Consider the following 15,287-nt stretch of genomic DNA (forward strand, 5'->3'; position numbering starts at 1 on the left):
TGGGGCGGTTTCAAAGCGTCATTTCCCCCTGCGGGGCTGGTCAGCCGCGCGATCCCTTGGCAATCGGCTCCTGATAGGTGAAGCCCATGTCCCAGGGGAAATAAATCCAGGTGTCCTGGCTGACTTCGGTAACGAAGGTGTCGATGGTCGGCACGCCCTTCGGCTTGGCGTAAACACAGGCGAAATGCGCCCTGGGCAGCATTTCGCGCACTTCGAGCGCCGTCTTGCCGGTATCGGTCAGGTCGTCCAGCACCAGCACGCCTTCGCCGCCATCCGCCGAAAGTTCCGGGGCGACACCCTTCAGCAGAACCGTTTCGCCCTGATTGACGTAATCATGGCGGGTGGCGATGCAGACCGTGTCGATCAGGCGGATATTCAGTTCGCGGGAAATGATCGCCGCCGGCACGAGGCCGCCGCGGGTGATACAGACGATCGCGCGGAACTCTTTGTCGAGACCGGCAAGACGCCAGGCAAGCGCACGGGCATCGCGGTGGAACTGGTCCCAGGAGACGGGAAAGGCTTTATCGGGAAGGGACATGTCGTCTACCATCTGGTCAAAATTGTCGATGGCTTTGGCTAATAGCCGCAAGACCGGCAAAAAGGCAAGCTTTCCGCACGGTCTTGTAGCTCAATCCACTTCCACCGGTTTTAACGCGACAGCAGCGTCAGCGCCGTCATGGAATCGAGCAGGGTGCGGGTGACACCGCCAAACAGCAGTTCCCACCAGCGGGAATGGCCGTAAGCGCCCATGACAAGAAGGTCGATGCTGTTATCGGACAGCCGGTTTTCGATGGCGGCCTGCGGCGAGACGCCGGCGATCTTTTCCTGCGAGGTCACGGTAACGTTGACGCCGTGGCGGGCGAGCGTGGCGGCCAGTTCCGCACCGGCGAGGCCGGAAGACTGCGTTTCGCTCTCGGCCTGATCGACGGAGAATATCTCGACGCTATCGGCTGCCTTGAGGAAGGGCAGGGCGTCGAAGGTGGCGCGGGTCGCCTCGCGCGAGCCATTCCAGGCGATCAGGACGCGCTTGATCGGTTTCGCAACGGTCAGCACATGCGGTACGAGGAGAACGGGGCGGCCGCTTTCATAGAGGAAACCGTCAATATCCGAGCGGCTGTCGGAAAGTGCGGAAGAGCTGCTCTGGCGAGCGACGATGAGATCGGCGCAACGGGCGCTGTCGATTGCCGATGCGGAGGCGTAACCCACCGATGTGACGAAGCTGCGCCATTCATGCGAGATGCCGTTGGCGGCCAGCGTACGCTTGAAGATGGTTCCGACGTCGGTGGTTTCCTTATGCGCCACATCCTGCAGCGCCTGCACGGTGGCGGGGTCGGGAATTTCCATCGGCGCGACGAGGGGAACGGCGGCCAGCGTTTCCATATGCAGGCCGATCACATGCGAGGAAAACTGATCGGCAAGGCTTACCACGAATTCGCCGAGCTTCTGCGTGTTCGAAACATTGTCGACCACTGCCAATATCGTCTTGTAACCCATTTCTCTCTCCTCGGTGACATGTCGTTTTCAGATCGTTCTGACTTTTCTTCGAATCGCCAGATCGATCCAAGTCTCTGTTTTATGCATTGTCCGGACGGAAAAGCTGTTCCGCTTTTCCTGTAATGCTCAGGGGGAGAGTGGCCGCCTTTACAGGCCGCCACCTTGATTTTGGTCAAAGCTTCCCGTCTCAAGCCTTTTCTGTCTCAAGCTTTTTCTGCCTTAGGCGGTTGCATCGCCCTTGCTGGCTGCCAGTGTTTTTTCATGGCTGATAGTCTCGATCATGGCGGCAACCGCGTCTGCTGCCGCCTTCAGGACGCCGGCGTCGCGGGCGCGCACCACGATCTCCGTCGAAAAGCGCTGCCCGTCATATTTGGGATAGGAGCCGATGCTGGTTTCGGGATGGGCTTTCTGGATGGCCCTTAGCGGCGTGCCGATATCGCCTTCGCCATAGGGCGACCGCACCGCCTGCGACATGACCTTCGCGCCGGTGCGCAGCGTCGGCATGACATTGTCCAGCATGGCCTGAAACACCTGCGGCACGCCGGCCATGACATAAACATTGCCGATGACGAAGCCGGGGGCGACGGAAACGGGATTGGCGATGTGAGCGGCCCCCCTCGGCATGCGCGCCATGCGCTTGCGCGCCTCGGTGAACTCCATCTTGCGGACGCGATACATGTCACCCAGCAGGCGCAGCGCCTCGGCATCGTGCTCGCAGGGCAGGCCGAACGCCGCAGAGACCGCATCCGCGGTGATGTCGTCATGGGTCGGGCCGATGCCGCCTGACGTGAAGACATAGTCATAGCGGCCGCGCAGCGCGTTCAGCGCTTCCACGATCGCTTCCTCCTCGTCGGCGACGATGCGCACTTCCTTCAGGTCAATGCCGGACATGGTGAGGACATCCGCGAGGTGGCCGATATTCTTGTCCTTGGTGCGGCCCGAAAGCAGTTCGTCGCCAATGGCAAGCATGGCGGCGGTCACGACGGATTGGGCGGAGGAGGGATTGGACATGGTTGCACTCGTCATCTGTTTCACCCGACGTTAACGCCGCACCAGCGCGAATGCAAAGCGGTTTTGAAGAAACGCAAAAGGGGGATTGGTTGACGATGGCTCCGGGCGTTCACTCATCGTGAACAGTGCGTATGCCAATCCCCGGCTGGCGGCGGACCCATCCGTCCGCTACCTTTTTGTCATACGTTTTTTACGGGTCAAAGCCGATTATCATTGAGTTTTTAAAGAAGCTTGTCGCCGGTACGCCGGAAACAGTTCCAGCAAAGGAAACGAAGAGAATGACGAAGGTTCTGGTACTTTATTACTCCTCTTACGGCCATATCGAGAAAATGGCCTATGCCGTTGCCGAGGGCGTGAAGTCCACCGGCGCGGAAGCCGTGGTGAAGCGCGTTCCCGAACTCGTTCCGGAAGAAATTGCAAAGTCTTCCCATTTCAAGCTGGATCAGCCGGCTCCGGTGGCGACGGTGGACGAGCTGGCGGATTACGACGCCATCATCGTCGGCGCCGGCACGCGTTTCGGCACGGTCGCCTCGCAGATGCGCAATTTCTGGGACCAGACCGGCGGCCTGTGGTTCAGCGGCAAGCTGGTCGGCAAGGTCGGTTCAGCCTTCACCTCTTCCGCCACCCAGCATGGCGGCCAGGAATCGACCATCCTCGGTTTCATCCCCACCTTCCTGCACCATGGCATGGCGGTCGTCGGTCTGCCCTATGCTTTCCAGGGCCAGATGGGCGTCGATGAAATCAAGGGAGGCTCGCCCTATGGCGCCTCCACCATCACCGATGGCGACGGCTCGCGCCAGCCTTCCGAAATCGAAGTGGAGGCCGCCCGTTTCCAGGGCGCGCATGTGGCGAAACTCGCCGCCAAGCTTTCCGCCTAATTGGATGATCTGTTGAAAAAAAATGCGGCCCACAAGGCCGCATTTTTTAATACCGGAACGTCACGTCGCCGGTCGTGTCGAAGAAGAATTTTTGCCGTGGCTCAGATCCGTAGGTTGACCATGAAAAGGCAGCTTGCGACCACGAAGCCGAGCATCGAGATTTCGAGAAAACCGTTCAATCCGTCACGCATTCCGATCCTCCTCCTGTTGGGTGAAAAGAGAACGATCAGAGTTTATCGCGGTTCCATAACGAAAGAATGAAATTCAGGAAATTCCAATGTCCACTCGCCCCGTCTTCCGGCGGAGAGGATTTTGGCGCTTCACCCGGTGACGACGAAGGCCACCACGAGGTGGCCGAGAAGGCCGATCGCCAGGCAGGAGAGGAGAAAAATGAACAGGGCTTTTTTCATGTTTCCGGAAGTTTCCATCTGTTGCGATCCATCCCACGTCTTATCCTGAAAAGCTGACGCCGCAGGCGGCATTTTTTAGTCGACGGCCAGCTGGTGTTCCGCCGTCAGGCCTTGATATCGAGGCCGGCTTCGATTGCGGCTGCGATAAACGCCTTGCGCGCATCCTCGGGCTTCTTCCTGCCGGCATCGACGGCGGCGCAGATCAGCAGCGCCCTGTCCAGCGCATCGCCGTCTTCGATCGGCCAATCCTCGATCAGCGCCCAGGAGGCCGCCTGCGTGGTGTCAATGCTCGTATAGTCGCCCGGCGTTTCGAACGCGATCAGGACGGGTTTTTGCCAGCGCGTATTCATCGCCTATCCACTATGGTTGTTGCGCCCGGCTCTAAACCAAGCGGTCGGGATGCGCAATCCCGTTCCCGGCCCGTTTCGCGCCGTTGCGGTGCGGTCAGTCGTCGCGCCCGAACAACCATTCGCGGATGATGCGGCGGTCGATGAGTTCCAGCGAGCGGTCCGGCGCGATGCGGTAGGTTTCCACCGCCCGCGTGCTGCCGTCGATGCGGAATTCGTGGGTGAAGGTACTGCCGATCGGCGATTTCGTCAGTTTGGTGCGCGGCTGGCCCCTGTAGATGATGCTGCCGGGAATGGGTTCGACATAGGGCGCGGGGCCGACATAGGCGGCCGGTCCGGCCGTGGTGCATCCGGCAAGCGCCAGTGTAAGCGCGATAGCGGCCGATGATACGAGCGTTTTCATCCTGTCCTCCGAAGTGCGTCCGTGAAAACGATGTCGAGGCGCGGCCGTTCCCGGAGGGCAGGGGGCCGGAGACGATTTCCCCGACTATTTGCTCTTCGGATTCTGAATGTCGCGCGCGACCCAGCGAAAGAAAAAGTAGACGAGGAGGCCGAAGATGAAAAGCGGGATGAGGTTCGCAAAACCGGACATATGATTCTCGTTTCTCCCTCCCGGTCCGGGGTCTAGCCGGAGTGAAACCGGCAAGGCAAGGGGAACGAGAACACAGTCGGTAAAATATCCGTGTGCCTGCAAAGGAGAATTCGAGGAGCGTGGGGAGGGGCGGGAGAGATCTGGCGCACTGCCAGTGATGCCAGATCTCTCCGTCTCCCGCCAGTTTCAGGGTACGGGGGACTGGCGCTAATATGACGGACAACTGCCGATAGACATAGGCCGAGAAATTACCTCGAATAAATCGCTGCTTTGGTCGATCCCGGTGAAGGCCGGCCTGCCGCGGGCCTTCAGGGGCTTTTTGCGGCGATATAATTAGCCAGGGAATTACTTTCCCGAGACGGAGCAGCCAAGGCGGCATTCCCGAACTTCCAGTGTAACCCGTTGAAACGGAAGAGGATGGCTGTCCACCGTTATGCTGCCGGCTATACAGGAAGGGGAACTTTTTGCGCGTTTTATCGTTCAAACAGGCAGGACACATGCCAATAGTGGAGGGTTACACATGCTCGGCACCATCCTCGTCATCCTGCTCATTCTTTTCCTGATCGGCGCACTGCCAAGCTGGGGTTACCATAATTATGGTTATGGCCCGTCAGGCGGTCTCGGACTGGTTCTGGTCATCGTCCTGATCCTCGTTCTGCTTGGGCGGATCTGACCGGCTGGTACAGGAAATGCAGCATTGCCCGCAACGGCGCAAACGTGCCGGATGCGGGCTTTGTTTCTTCTGAAATATAAGGCAGATACAAAAAGCTTCGGAATCTTAAGTGCTTAAGCGGCTTGCCTTAGCGGTGTGCCGGTCCGATCCGAAAAAACACCACATTCGGAACGAACCCTCTTGCGCCCATAATGGATTCGTTCTAAATGCCCGCCATCGCTTGATTGATAAGCGTGTGAGGCCTCGTGGCGGAGTGGTGACGCAGAGGACTGCAAATCCTTGTACCCCGGTTCAATTCCGGGCGAGGCCTCCAAAAATTTCACCACAGGGATATCCCAGATCGCATGTGCGATGCAACGCGATACGATCTGCTGGAGTTGGATTAGACTTTCTGTATTGCGCCGGTCGTCTGCACTGCAGATGCTTGACTTCCTAAACGCGTTGGTCATTTTTGCTAGTGCGAAAATGGCGCGCTGATGGGGGGATTGATGCATCTGTGCTTTGTAGATGAAAGCGGCACTCCGCCTTCGTCACCAAATCCAGAGCGGCCGTACTTTACGCTCGGTGCGATTATCATAAAAGATGAAGACTGGCGGGATGTCGCAGCTGTTATCCGGGGCTACTGCACGCGAAATAAGATAAAAGGTGAGCTAAAATGGCGATTTTTTTCACCACACAATTCTTCCTCCGACAATCCTATGCTTGGAAAAAGCGGAGAAGAGCGAAAAAAATTAAGTCTTGAACTCGCGAATATAATTGCAGGCTCTCGTGTAACAATTATCGCTTGTATTACTGATATTGGTGCAGCATTTGAGTATGCGTCGGTGACAAACCAGCAGGAGCTATATCATTTCGCTTACAAGCCGCTTTCAGAAAGGTTTCAGTATTTTCTCCAGGACAATAAAAGTCTTGGAATAATAATTGCTGATCACAGAGGCCGCGATAATGATCGATTATTCAGAGCGCATCATGATGCTCTCTTGGCTAAATTTGGAAAATCAGTATCTGGATACAATAGATTGATTGAGGGCCTTCTACTTCAGGATTCATGTCATTCAATCGGCATACAGCTAGCTGATTTTGTTTCTGGCGCGATCCATCGTGCCTATTCAACAAAAGACGGTGAACTAGCAAAAATCCTTAAGCGGCGGATTAGAGCGAAACCTGATGGCACGATTCAAGGTCATGGCATTGTCCACCATCCGCGTGACAAGTTCAGAAAAGACCTTGATAGAAAGTAGACGCCGGGCGAGGCCGTAGCCTCGACGCCATAGATGTCAGGCTCCCGAGCGCGATATATATGTAATTGATTCTCGTTAATATTCAAGAAACGGTTTTCTAATCGTGTAATGTCAGCCTCGACAATTATTTCGCGATGGCGGCGCTGAAATGTTAAGTGGATATAGACTGCAATATCTATTGCGGCCGACATTTGTTGAGGCCACAAGAATTTCGACGATTTCGCTTTTTCCCACACATCCGGCTTAGCGCGCTTGAAAGCGTGCGCTTGGGCAATTATGAGATTATCCAAAGGTGAGGGGGAGCCCCTGCCGTTTTGAGCTTTTGGAGCCGAGGCTTCCCGACCGGCATCCGTGAAATTGAGGCGATACGATATGATGGATTTCGAAACCGCACGCGCCAATATGGTCGACAGCCAGTTGCGCACGACCGACGTGACGTCGCATTCCGTGCTGAAGGCGTTTTTGAGCGTGCCGCGCGAGGCATTCGTGCCGGCGGGCGTGCGGCAGATCGCCTATGTGGATGAGGACCTGCAGATCTGTCCCGCCCGCGATGGCCGTCCGGCCCGTTATGTCATGAAGACCTCGCCGCTGGCGAAGCTGCTGCAGCTTTCGGCCGTGTCGAAGGAGGACGTGGTGCTGGAAGTCGGCGGCGGCGCAGGTTATGCGGCTGCCATCCTTTCGCAGCTTGCCGGTTCGGTGGTTTCGCTTGAAAGCGATGAGGCGCTGGCCGCACAGGCGACCGAGACGCTCGCCTCGCTCGGATATGACAATGTCGCCGTCGTAACCGGCGACCTCGAAAAGGGCTATGCGGGTGAAGCACCCTATGACCTCATTTTCATTAACGGCTCGGTGGAGGAAGTGCCGGCGGCACTGACCGACCAGCTGCGTGACGGCGGCCGTCTGGTTGTCGTCGTCGGATATGGCGGCGCCGCGAAGGCCACCGTCTATCGCCGCGATGGCAACAGCACATCGGCCGCCACTTTCTTCAATGCTTCGGTCAAGCCGCTGCCGGGTTTTGCCAAGGCCGCCGAATTCGTTTTCTGATCGGCAAACGATCATCTTCTTTCTGACGCCGGGGCGGAGTTTCTGCCCCGGCGTTTTTATGTTCGGTTTGCCGGCGGAGCGCTTCTTTTCGGGTGGTTCTCACAAAGCTGTGCATCATCACGAAACTTGTCGAATCAGTGATTTAGTTCCTCGCTATGCTGACCTAAACTAAGGGTGATTCGGGGTGTGCGTATTTCTGCCCCGCATGATCCTGCGACAGGGACGGCGAAATGCTCAGGCGCTTGGCCGGCCATGTTTCAGAGCATCGGTGTGACAATCGATTTCGGTTGTCGAAAACGCGATGTGAAAATTGAACAGGTCAAGGAGCGCTCATCCGGTGTCCGAGGGATGCGGCAAGGGCGTTCGAAGAGTGGAAACCGGGGATTGATATGGCTCAGCCAAGCGTAGCGCGTGAACCGTCCATGGAAGAGATTCTGGCGTCTATCCGCCGGATCATCGAAAGCAACGAGACCGGACCTGCCGGTGCGTTTTCCGGGCAGTTGCCGCCGGTCTATGACGATGAAGACGAGGCTGCGAGCGAAGCAGCCTTCGTGGCGGAGCCCATCAGCCCGCCGGCGCGTGTTCCCCCCGCCGCAAACCAGGCTTTTGGCGCACGGCCTGCGCAGGATTTTTCGCCGATTTCTGAAGGGCCCATGGCTGAACGGCAGGAAAGCGCCGCCGAGAAGACCATGTCGCTTGCAGATGTCGCCGCCCGTGTGCGTGCCGCCGCAGACCGTAACGCCGCCATGGGGCCGCAGGCTTTCGCCGTGCAGGCCCAGCGTGGCGCGGCCGAGACCGCGCCGTCGGCTGCTGCGCCGACCGTATCGCAGCCTTTGTCCGCGCCGTCTTCCGAACGCGCCGCACCGCAGCGCCCGACGGATGTTCGGCCGCTGATGGCGGCTGCGGCCGCCGCGAGCGTGAGCGAGCAGCCGGCATCTGGCGTAAGCGAGCAGCCGGTGTCTTTTGCCGCCGAGGATCGCGCTGCCGCTGCCGCCATCGAAAGCGCGTCTTCGGCCGAAAACCGCTTCGATCAGCTTTCTCTGCGCGGCGCCCTCGAAACGCCGCTGACAGCGGAGCGTTTCGACATAGCGGTGCTGGAGCCTGCCGTTGAGAAACAGGCATTCGATCTGGCCGAGCCACAGGCAAAAGACGAGGCGGGTGTCGAGGGCGGTCTGTCGCTCAATCTTCTTTCCGCCGCTGCCGGTGCGCAGATCGCCCGTTCGTTCAGCGAGCTTGCAGAGGTTTTCGATGGCGTCGAGCGGCGCTCGATCGAGGATATGGCCGCCGAAATGCTGCGCCCGATGCTGCAGGACTGGCTGGAAGACAATCTGCCGACGCTCGTGGAGCGTCTGGTGCGCGAGGAAATCGAGCGCGTGGCGCGCGGTTCGCGCCGTTAAGTTCCGCTCCGGCCGCATGTGCGATTGCGGCGGATGCGACGAAACAGGGGCCGCTCCGGCATCGGGGCGGCTTTTTTGTTGAAGATGAAGGTGTTATGGGGTCATATTCACCCGTGGGTCGGCTCAATGGTTGGCTCGCGGGCGGGTTTCTGTTGACTCTCTCCCGTCCATCCTTATTTAAAAAATCCACACAAGAACTCTAAAATTCAGGTCAGGAAATGCTCGAAAAGACCTACGATTCCGCATCCGTCGAACCGAAGATCGCCAAAGCCTGGGACGAGGCTAACGCTTTTCGTGCCGGCGCCAACGCCAAGCCGGGCGCGGAAACCTTCACCATAGTCATCCCGCCGCCGAATGTGACCGGCTCCCTGCATATGGGCCACGCGCTCAACAACACGCTGCAGGATATTCTGGTCCGCTTCGAGCGCATGCGCGGCAAGGACGTGCTGTGGCAGCCGGGTATGGACCATGCCGGCATCGCCACGCAGATGGTCGTCGAGCGCAAGCTGATGGAACAGCAGCTTCCGGGCCGCCGCGATATGGGCCGTGAGGCTTTCGTGGAGAAGGTCTGGGAGTGGAAGGCCGAATCCGGCGGTCTCATTTTCAACCAGCTGAAACGCCTTGGTGCCTCCTGTGACTGGTCGCGTGAGCGCTTCACCATGGATGAGGGGCTGTCGCAGGCGGTTCTCGAAGTTTTCGTCACGCTCTACAAGCAGGGCCTGATCTATAAGGACAAGCGCCTCGTCAACTGGGACCCGAAGCTGCAGACGGCGATTTCCGACATGGAAGTCGAACAGATCGAGGTGAAGGGCAACCTTTGGCACTTCCGTTATCCGCTGGAAAAGGGTGTCACCTATCAATATCCGGTCGCTTTCGACGAGGAGGGGAAGCCCACCGAGTTCGAAACGCGCGACTATATCGTCGTCGCCACGACGCGGCCCGAAACCATGCTCGGCGATACCGGCGTTGCGGTGAACCCGAAGGATGAACGGTACAAGGGCATCATCGGCAAGCATGTCATCCTGCCGATCGTCGGCCGCAAAATCCCGATCGTCGCCGATGACTATGCTGACCCGACAGCCGGCACGGGCGCGGTTAAGATCACGCCTGCGCATGACTTCAACGATTTCGAAGTCGGCAAGCGCTGCGGCCTGCGCGCCATCAACATCATGAATATCGACGGCACCATCTCCATCAAGGAAAACGAGGATTTCCTCGAGGGTCTCAGCCATCCCGCGGCGCTGCATGGCGCATGGGATCGTCTGGAAGGGCAGGACCGCTTTACCGCCCGCAAGATCATCGTCGAAATCTTCGAGGAAGCCGGCCTGCTCGACAAGATCGAGCCGCACAAGCACGTGGTGCCGCATGGCGACCGTGGCGGTGTGCCGATTGAGCCGCGCCTGACCGACCAGTGGTGGGTGGACAACAAGACGCTGGCCCAGCCGGCGACTGCCTCCGTTCGCGAAGGCCGCACCAATTTCGTGCCGAAGAACTGGGAAAACACCTACTTCCAGTGGATGGAGAACATCCAGCCCTGGTGTATCTCGCGGCAATTGTGGTGGGGTCACCAGATCCCGGCATGGTATGGCCCGGACGGACAGGTCTTCGTTGAGAAGACCGAAGAAGAGGCGCTTCAGGCGGCCATCCAGCACTACATCGCCCATGAAGGTCCGTGGAAGGCCTGGGTCGAGGAGAAGCTTGAGAACTTCAAGCCGGGTGAAATCCTGACCCGCGACGAAGACGTGCTCGACACCTGGTTCTCGTCGGCGCTCTGGCCGTTCTCGACGCTTGGCTGGCCCGAGCAGACACCGGAACTGGCGCGCTATTATCCGACCAACGTGCTGGTGACCGGTTTCGACATCATCCCGTTCTGGGTGGTGCGGATGATGCAGATGGGTCTGCATTTCATGAAGGACGATGCCGGCAACCCGGTCGAGCCTTTCAGCACGGTCTATATCCACGCGCTGGTTCGCGACAAGAACGGCCAGAAGATGTCGAAGTCCAAGGGCAACGTCATCGATCCGCTGGAACTGATCGACGAATATGGTGCGGATGCGCTGCGTTTCACGCTTGCCATCATGGCGGCGCAGGGGCGCGACGTGAAGCTCGACCCGGCGCGTATCGCCGGTTATCGCAACTTCGGCACGAAGCTCTGGAATGCGACGCGTTTTGCCGAGATGAACGGCGTGAAGCGCGACCCGCATTTCCTCGCTGAAACCGCGTCTCTGACCATCAACCGCTGGATTCTGACCGAGCTTGCCAATACGGCGCGCGACGTGACGGCGGCGCTTGAGAACTTCCGCTTCAACGACGCCTCCGGCATTCTCTACCGTTTCGTCTGGAACCAGTTCTGCGACTGGTATCTGGAACTGCTGAAGCCTGTCTTCAGCGGCGAAGACGAAAAGGCCAAGAGGGAATCGCAGGCCTGCGCGGCCTATGTTCTGGACGAGATCTACAAGCTCCTGCATCCCTTCATGCCCTTCATGACGGAAGAGCTGTGGGCGCATACGGCGGGCGAGGGCGAGGAGCGGGATAATCTGCTTTGCCTGACCGACTGGCCGGTGCCGGAATTCCGCGACGATGCCGCGGCGGCCGAAATCAACTGGCTGATCGATCTCGTCTCCGGCATTCGCTCCGCGCGCGCCGAGATGAATGTGCCGCCGGGCGCCACCGCTTCGCTGGTGGTTGTCGGCGCCAATACCTCCACCGAAGCGCGGCTTGACCGCCACGCCGCCGCCATCCGGCGCTTGGCGCGGGCGGATGAAATCCGCGCCGCCGATGTCGCGCCCAAGGGCTCCGCGCAGATCATCGTCGGCGAGGCCACGGTTTGCCTGCCGCTCGGCAAGCTCATCGATCTGGCCGCCGAGGAAGCCCGTCTCGAAAAGGCGATCGGCAAGGTGGATGCGGAAATGGAGCGCATCGACAAGAAGCTGTCGAACGAAAAATTCGTGGCCAATGCCGATCCGGAAGTGGTCGCCGCCGAGCGCGAGCGCAAGGCAGAGCTGGAAGTGCAGCTTGCAAGCCTGAGAACGGCGCTCACGCGGGTCAGCGAAGCGGGGTAATAGCTGCCTCCGGCTCTCTTCTGAAAACAAAACGCCCCGTTCGAAACGGGGCGTTTTTGTTTCTATGTAACAACTCGTATCGATTGATTGCTGCACTGCAACGGCGAATCATGGGCAGCCGAAAGAGCGATTATTTCACGCTATGCCCGGCCAAAAACCTCTGAAACAGCCAAAAAATCCAACAAAAACGGCCTGATAAGCGCGTTTCCTCGGGAAACCCGTGAGTGTGGTTATTTGGCGACAATTCCTGCCTCAAGTGGGAGTTTGTTTCATTTTATGTCTGATTGCTTCAATGGGATTAGAAAAATAACCTAAAATGATTATGCAAGGGGATCGACATGAAATTCTTACGTAAAAAATGGAGAAGTGTCGCAGAACTGTGCCAGAGTGCGGCAGATTGTCATTTGCTGCGAAGCGCTTCACTCTTTTGATGATCACATTGCCTTGATTGGGGAGAGAGATGGCAAAAACTGCAATTTTTCGCGGCGCGGTATGTTTCGCAGTCAGCATCGCGGCGGTAACGCCCTCACTGGCTGGCGGCCTCGAGCGCGGCGGTTACAATATCGACCTGCTGTTCGATCCGTCCGATTATGTTCTCGACAGTTCTACAACCTTCGTCGCGCCGCAGCGCAAGGTGGAAAATGCCCGGGACAATCCGCTGAAGAGCGGCCCGCTGCCTGCGGCCTGGTCAAGGAGCGCAGATGACTCTGAAAACTTCTGGTCGACCCGGATCGGCGCCAAAGCGGCAATCGGTGATTTCGGCGACTGCATGTTCGACTATTCGCAGCCCTGGGGCGCGCATCTTAATCCCGGTATCTGGCAGGGATCGAGCTACAATATCGAAACCAAGGTCAAGTCGCACAATTACGCCACCACCTGCCGGGTGAAGTTCGATCTCGGCAAGGGCGACTTCTCGATTATAGGCGGTGGTTTCTATCAGGAACTCAGCGGTTATAAATACCGTCAGGTTCTCGGGCCGGCCGTTCTGGGCCTCAATCCGGCCTGGTCCAGCTTCAGCGGCGTTGGCAAACTTGAGATGGAAGGTGACGGCTGGGGCTGGCGCGCCGGCATGGCATATGAGATTCCCGAGATCGCCTTCCGTGCAAGCCTCGTTTACAACAGCGCCGTTGATCACGACCTGACCGGTTTCGCCGACGTCAGGGCGATCCCGCAGACGCCGCCGTCCATTTCTCCGACGCTTGCGAAATACGGTGGCAAGCTCGTGCCGATCTATGGCTCTGTTTCCATGCCTGACAGTATCGAACTCAAGGTGCAATCTGGTATCGCGCCGGACTGGCTTGCTTTCGGTTCCGTGAAGTGGACGGACTGGAGCCAGATTCAGGTCATTCCTTTCTGCGCGGTCGGCACGTCGCCGTGCGTTCCGAGCGGAGCTGACACGCTCAACACGCTTGACCTGTTTTATCGCGACGGCTGGACGATTTCGGGTGGCGTCGGTCACAAGTTCAACGAACAGTGGAGCGGTGCTGTGAGCCTGACCTGGGATCGCGGTACGTCGACTGTCATCGGCACCCAGACCGACACCTGGACACTGGGCACGCAGATCGTCTACTCCCCGAACAAGAACATCGAGTTCAAGATTGCCGGCGCTCTCGGCCTCCTGACCTCCGGTAGCTCGTCCATCAATGGCGGACCGTGCGGTGCAGGCTTCACCTGCGGCAACGAGGCGGGCTACGACTTCGGCAACGACCTCGTCGCAGCCATCTCGACCGGTGTGAAGGTCAAGTTCTGACGTCATCCTTCCGTAGATGCTAAAATAAAGGTCCGGTTTACCAACCGGGCCTTTTTTCATGCGCGACTATGATTCCTGCTCGATAAAATTTTCTAGCCCGAAAGTTTTGTGACGATTTGGCAACACTTTTCTGCAAGCGTGTGGGCGCGTTGGAATGTGAGCATATCTGTCCATTTCCCGCCACAAACAGGGTGCTTGGCTTATGTTTAAAGGCGCGGGAATGAAAGAACATGCAGGCGTTTGATGTGGGCCTGCGGAGTTGCAGAAAGTGAAAACGGGTTTGGATTCAGCGTTTAAGCAAGTAATACGGGAATTTCGCCCGGCTTTCTTGTCTGGCGCTGACCGGCGGATGACGGAATGCCGTTATGTTGCCGGAAATTATGCCTATATCTGTCTCACTGGAAAATTAGGGCAATTGCCGCAAAAGACCACCGGTGGTGCGCTGGAAAGTGCTGCCGGAAAGACGCAGTGTGTTCGAAAAATCGCGACCCGGCGGGGTTCGGCTTTGCAGTATTCCGCAAGTATTGGCTATATGCCGGGAAGAGTTGAGAGAAGTTCGCTGAAATGCTGAAATGTGAAGCCAACGTTTTAAAGCCGCTCCTTATGGGCATGTTGCTTGCGTCGCTCGCAATGCCTGCTGCGGCTTTTGACATCAATGCGGGCGTGACCAAGGAATCCGGCCCCTTCGACCTGTTCAAGTTCGGCTTCAAGGCCTACAAGAACGGCAACAAGGGCGAAGCCGTCGAGGCCTATCGCTACGCGGCTGAAAAGGGCCATACCGGCTCGCGCTGGGCGCTTGCCAATATGTATGCCTATGGCGATGGCGTCGCCAAGAACGACTTCGAAGCTTTCAAGATCTACAGCGAAATCGCCAATCAGGGCGTGGAGCCGGGTTCGGAAGATACCGGCTTTTTCGTCAATGCGCTGCTTTCCCTTGCCGATTATTACCGTCACGGCATTCCCGGCAGCCCGGTGAAGATGGACTTGTCGCAGGCCCGCCAGCTTTATTTCCAGGTTGCTTCCACCTTTGGCGTCGCTGAGGCGCAGTTCCGTCTGGCTGAGATGATTCTCGCCGGCGAGGGCGGCCGCGCCGATGTGCAGCAGGCCAAAAAGTGGCTCAACCAGGCCCGCAAGCACGGCCATGCCGGCGCCATGTCGATTTTCGGCAACCTGATCTTCCAGGAAGGCCAGACGACGCAGGGGCTGGCATTCATGACGGCGGCGCTCGACAAGTGCACGGCAGCGGACTGCACCTGGATACAGAACCTGCAGGAGCAGGCTTTTTCGCTCGCCGGTGAGAACGATCGCCGCGCCGCCATCGCCATGGCGCAGAACATGCAGTTCAACGATCCGGATTGAGGGTGCTGATCGGGGTGGTTTTATCCACC

14 protein-coding genes and 1 tRNA gene are annotated in these 15,287 nt (G+C 58.2%); 10 read left to right on the forward strand and 5 right to left on the reverse strand.

From position 1 onward, the window contains the following. Positions 1 to 40 precede the first annotated feature (40 nt). From gpt to ACQZ40_RS19795, 3 genes are all read right to left on the reverse strand, one after another. Entirely contained in the window at positions 41 to 538 is a 498-nt protein-coding gene (gpt, locus tag ACQZ40_RS19785; RefSeq protein WP_404502579.1) for a xanthine phosphoribosyltransferase, read from the reverse strand. A gap of 110 nt (positions 539 to 648) precedes the next feature. Then, the gene (locus ACQZ40_RS19790) at positions 649 to 1,494 is read right to left on the reverse strand and encodes a universal stress protein (protein WP_448748532.1); all 846 of its coding nucleotides are present in this window, start codon (positions 1,492 to 1,494) and stop codon (positions 649 to 651) included. A 219-nt stretch (positions 1,495 to 1,713) separates the two neighbouring features. Then, positions 1,714 to 2,505, reverse strand: a complete 792-nt coding sequence (locus tag ACQZ40_RS19795) for a competence/damage-inducible protein A (RefSeq protein ID WP_448748570.1) — start codon at positions 2,503 to 2,505, stop codon at positions 1,714 to 1,716. Positions 2,506 to 2,783: 278 nt separating this feature from the next. Here ACQZ40_RS19795 and wrbA point away from each other — a divergent pair, with 278 nt between their 5' ends. After that, positions 2,784 to 3,383 (forward strand): NAD(P)H:quinone oxidoreductase type IV, encoded by a 600-nt coding sequence (gene wrbA / locus ACQZ40_RS19800; protein ID WP_448748533.1) that lies wholly within the window; start codon positions 2,784 to 2,786, stop codon positions 3,381 to 3,383. Positions 3,384 to 3,897: 514 nt separating this feature from the next. Here the strand turns inward: wrbA and ACQZ40_RS19805 are convergent. Both ACQZ40_RS19805 and ACQZ40_RS19810 read right to left on the reverse strand, forming a co-directional pair. After that, positions 3,898 to 4,143 carry a DUF982 domain-containing protein gene (locus ACQZ40_RS19805; RefSeq protein WP_065656008.1) on the reverse strand — a complete coding sequence of 82 codons (246 nt, stop codon included), beginning with the start codon at positions 4,141 to 4,143 and terminating at the stop codon, positions 3,898 to 3,900. 94 nt (positions 4,144 to 4,237) lie between these two features. Next, positions 4,238 to 4,543, reverse strand: a complete 306-nt coding sequence (locus ACQZ40_RS19810; RefSeq protein WP_174039228.1) for a hypothetical protein — start codon at positions 4,541 to 4,543, stop codon at positions 4,238 to 4,240. Between the two features lie 709 nt (positions 4,544 to 5,252). On the opposite strand from ACQZ40_RS19810, the gene ACQZ40_RS19815 reads away from it, so the two are divergent. The 9 genes from ACQZ40_RS19815 to exoR all read left to right on the forward strand — a co-directional run bounded on the left by ACQZ40_RS19815 (position 5,253) and on the right by exoR (position 15,258). After that, on the forward strand, positions 5,253 to 5,405 hold the full coding sequence (locus tag ACQZ40_RS19815) for a DUF3309 family protein (RefSeq protein ID WP_003495626.1): 153 nt from the start codon (positions 5,253 to 5,255) through the stop codon (positions 5,403 to 5,405). A gap of 239 nt (positions 5,406 to 5,644) precedes the next feature. After that, positions 5,645 to 5,718, forward strand: a tRNA-Cys gene (locus ACQZ40_RS19820). A gap of 175 nt (positions 5,719 to 5,893) precedes the next feature. Next, entirely contained in the window at positions 5,894 to 6,646 is a 753-nt protein-coding gene (locus tag ACQZ40_RS19825) for a DUF3800 domain-containing protein (protein WP_448748534.1), read from the forward strand. Between the two features lie 372 nt (positions 6,647 to 7,018). Beyond that, a complete protein-coding gene (locus tag ACQZ40_RS19830) occupies positions 7,019 to 7,690 on the forward strand; it encodes a protein-L-isoaspartate O-methyltransferase family protein (RefSeq protein WP_065656006.1) in 672 nt (223 codons plus the stop codon). Between the two features lie 389 nt (positions 7,691 to 8,079). Further along, positions 8,080 to 9,087 (forward strand): cell division protein PopZ, encoded by a 1,008-nt coding sequence (gene popZ, locus ACQZ40_RS19835; RefSeq protein ID WP_142845136.1) that lies wholly within the window; start codon positions 8,080 to 8,082, stop codon positions 9,085 to 9,087. Positions 9,088 to 9,305: 218 nt separating this feature from the next. Beyond that, complete coding sequence (locus ACQZ40_RS19840; protein WP_448748535.1) at positions 9,306 to 12,149, forward strand: valine--tRNA ligase; 2,844 nt, start codon at positions 9,306 to 9,308, stop codon at positions 12,147 to 12,149. Positions 12,150 to 12,609: 460 nt separating this feature from the next. Further along, on the forward strand, positions 12,610 to 13,899 hold the full coding sequence (locus tag ACQZ40_RS19845) for an outer membrane protein transport protein (protein ID WP_448748536.1): 1,290 nt from the start codon (positions 12,610 to 12,612) through the stop codon (positions 13,897 to 13,899). Positions 13,900 to 14,167: 268 nt separating this feature from the next. Beyond that, positions 14,168 to 14,470 (forward strand): hypothetical protein, encoded by a 303-nt coding sequence (locus ACQZ40_RS19850; RefSeq protein WP_223215637.1) that lies wholly within the window; start codon positions 14,168 to 14,170, stop codon positions 14,468 to 14,470. Continuing rightward, on the forward strand, positions 14,464 to 15,258 hold the full coding sequence (gene exoR / locus ACQZ40_RS19855; RefSeq protein WP_003509731.1) for an exopolysaccharide production regulator ExoR: 795 nt from the start codon (positions 14,464 to 14,466) through the stop codon (positions 15,256 to 15,258). The genes ACQZ40_RS19850 and exoR overlap by 7 nt, the downstream gene beginning before the upstream one ends. Positions 15,259 to 15,287 lie beyond the last annotated feature (29 nt).

The organism is Agrobacterium sp. 16-172Ci, assembly GCF_053522725.1.

What these genes read in the sequence shown, in the direction of transcription:
- gpt (WP_404502579.1), bottom strand. Translation starts at nt 538, where the DNA reads ATGTCCCTTCCCGATAAAGCCTTTCCCGTCTCCTGGGACCAGTTCCAC.
- ACQZ40_RS19790 (WP_448748532.1), bottom strand. Translation starts at nt 1,494, where the DNA reads ATGGGTTACAAGACGATATTGGCAGTGGTCGACAATGTTTCGAACACG.
- ACQZ40_RS19795 (WP_448748570.1), bottom strand. Translation starts at nt 2,505, where the DNA reads ATGTCCAATCCCTCCTCCGCCCAATCCGTCGTGACCGCCGCCATGCTT.
- wrbA (WP_448748533.1), top strand. Translation starts at nt 2,784, where the DNA reads ATGACGAAGGTTCTGGTACTTTATTACTCCTCTTACGGCCATATCGAG.
- ACQZ40_RS19805 (WP_065656008.1), bottom strand. Translation starts at nt 4,143, where the DNA reads ATGAATACGCGCTGGCAAAAACCCGTCCTGATCGCGTTCGAAACGCCG.
- ACQZ40_RS19810 (WP_174039228.1), bottom strand. Translation starts at nt 4,543, where the DNA reads ATGAAAACGCTCGTATCATCGGCCGCTATCGCGCTTACACTGGCGCTT.
- ACQZ40_RS19815 (WP_003495626.1), top strand. Translation starts at nt 5,253, where the DNA reads ATGCTCGGCACCATCCTCGTCATCCTGCTCATTCTTTTCCTGATCGGC.
- ACQZ40_RS19825 (WP_448748534.1), top strand. Translation starts at nt 5,894, where the DNA reads ATGCATCTGTGCTTTGTAGATGAAAGCGGCACTCCGCCTTCGTCACCA.
- ACQZ40_RS19830 (WP_065656006.1), top strand. Translation starts at nt 7,019, where the DNA reads ATGATGGATTTCGAAACCGCACGCGCCAATATGGTCGACAGCCAGTTG.
- popZ (WP_142845136.1), top strand. Translation starts at nt 8,080, where the DNA reads ATGGCTCAGCCAAGCGTAGCGCGTGAACCGTCCATGGAAGAGATTCTG.
- ACQZ40_RS19840 (WP_448748535.1), top strand. Translation starts at nt 9,306, where the DNA reads ATGCTCGAAAAGACCTACGATTCCGCATCCGTCGAACCGAAGATCGCC.
- ACQZ40_RS19845 (WP_448748536.1), top strand. Translation starts at nt 12,610, where the DNA reads ATGGCAAAAACTGCAATTTTTCGCGGCGCGGTATGTTTCGCAGTCAGC.
- exoR (WP_003509731.1), top strand. Translation starts at nt 14,464, where the DNA reads ATGCTGAAATGTGAAGCCAACGTTTTAAAGCCGCTCCTTATGGGCATG.